The following is a 1,727-nucleotide window of genomic DNA, read 5'->3' on the forward strand; positions in this document are numbered from 1 at the left end:
GATATCGACAGCGACTTGTCAGTGGTTAGCTTCACCGTTAACGGCGAAACCGTTGCGGCGGGCACCACGGTTGAGGTAGAAGGCGGCTCATTAGTCATCAACGCCGATGGCACCTACACCTTCACCCCGAATGACAACTGGAACGGCAGCGTTCCGGTGATCACTTACTCCACCAATACCGGTGCAAGTGCGACCTTAACCATTGAAGTCACCCCTGTTGATGATGCCTCAGTGCTGGCTAACGACAGCAACACCATTGCAGAAGATACCGTCGCCACTGGCAACGTATTGGATAACGACAGCGATATCGACAGCGACTTGTCAGTGGTCAGCTTCACTGTTAACGGCGAAACCGTTGCAGCGGGCACCACGGTTGAGGTGGAAGGCGGCTCATTAGTCATCAACGCCGATGGCACCTACACCTTCACCCCGAATGACAACTGGAACGGCAGCGTTCCGGTGATCACTTACACCACCAATACCGGTGCAAGTGCGACCTTAACCATTGAAGTCACCCCTGTTGATGATGCCTCTGTGCTGGCTAACGACAGCAACACCATTGCAGAAGATACCGTCGCCACTGGCAACGTGTTAGATAACGACAACGATCCTGATTCTGATTTAGCAGTGGCTTCTTTTGAAGTAAACGGTGAAACCTACCTAGCGGGCAGTGAAGTGGTACTGGAAGGCGGCACTCTAGTTATCAACGCTGATGGCACATACACTTTCACACCAAATGAAAGCTGGAATGGTCAAGTCCCAGTAATCACTTACACCACAAATACCGGCGCTAGTGCGACGTTAGCCATTGAAGTAACACCTGTTGATGATGCCTCTGTATTAGTCAATGACAGCCAAACTATCGCCGAAGATACGGTTGCTACTGGTAACGTATTAGATAACGACAGCGATATTGACTCAGATTTAGCCGTGGTTTCTTTTGAAGTAAATGGTGAAACTTACCTAGCGGGCAGTGAAGTCACGCTTGAAGGCGGCACTCTTGTCATCAACGCCGATGGTTCATACACCTTTACCCCGAATGACAACTGGAACGGCAGCGTTCCTGTGATCACTTACACCACCAATACCGGTGCAAGTGCAACCTTAGCCATTGAGGTCACCCCTGTTGTCGATGGGCCCCCAACTGTTACGATCAACACTGATGAAAATAATGATGCATTCATCAGTAACAATGAGTTAAATGGCAGCTCAACAATTGATGTGACCATTAGTTTAGAAAATACAGGGGCCAATGTCGGCGATACCCTTATTGTGGATGGAATATCAATTATTCTGACTCAGGAACATATCACTAACAACAGCGTAGACCTGTTGCTACCATCACCAGGTGAAGGTAATGAAATAGTCGTTACTGCGACTATCACAGATCAAGCAGGAAACATATCCGCTCCAGGTACTGATTCAGCAATCATTGATACTCAAACAAACGCCACTATCACGGTTGACAACATCACCAGCGATGACGTCCTCAATGCCCAAGAAGCGGCAGGCGATGTCACCGTCACCGGTACTGTTGGTGGCGATGCCGCCATCGGCGATACCGTGACCATGGTGATCAATGGCACCACTTACACCACCACCGTTATCGCCCTCACTACTGGTGGCTTAGGCTTTAGCCTCCCGGTCGCGGGTAGCGATTTGGCACTGGATACCACGTTCACTGCGACGGTCTCCGGTACTGATGACGCCGGTAACCCATTTACCGC

Annotated in this window: 1 protein-coding gene; it reads left to right on the forward strand. The window is 50.2% G+C overall.

The annotated features are described in order from the left end of the window. The coding region (locus tag BEL05_RS11550) for a cadherin-like domain-containing protein (RefSeq protein WP_139151874.1) at nucleotides 1-1,727 on the forward strand (1,727 nt) is incomplete at both ends.

Origin of the sequence: Shewanella colwelliana (genome assembly GCF_001735525.1) — a bacterium.
Lineage (GTDB): Bacteria > Pseudomonadota > Gammaproteobacteria > Enterobacterales > Shewanellaceae > Shewanella > Shewanella colwelliana.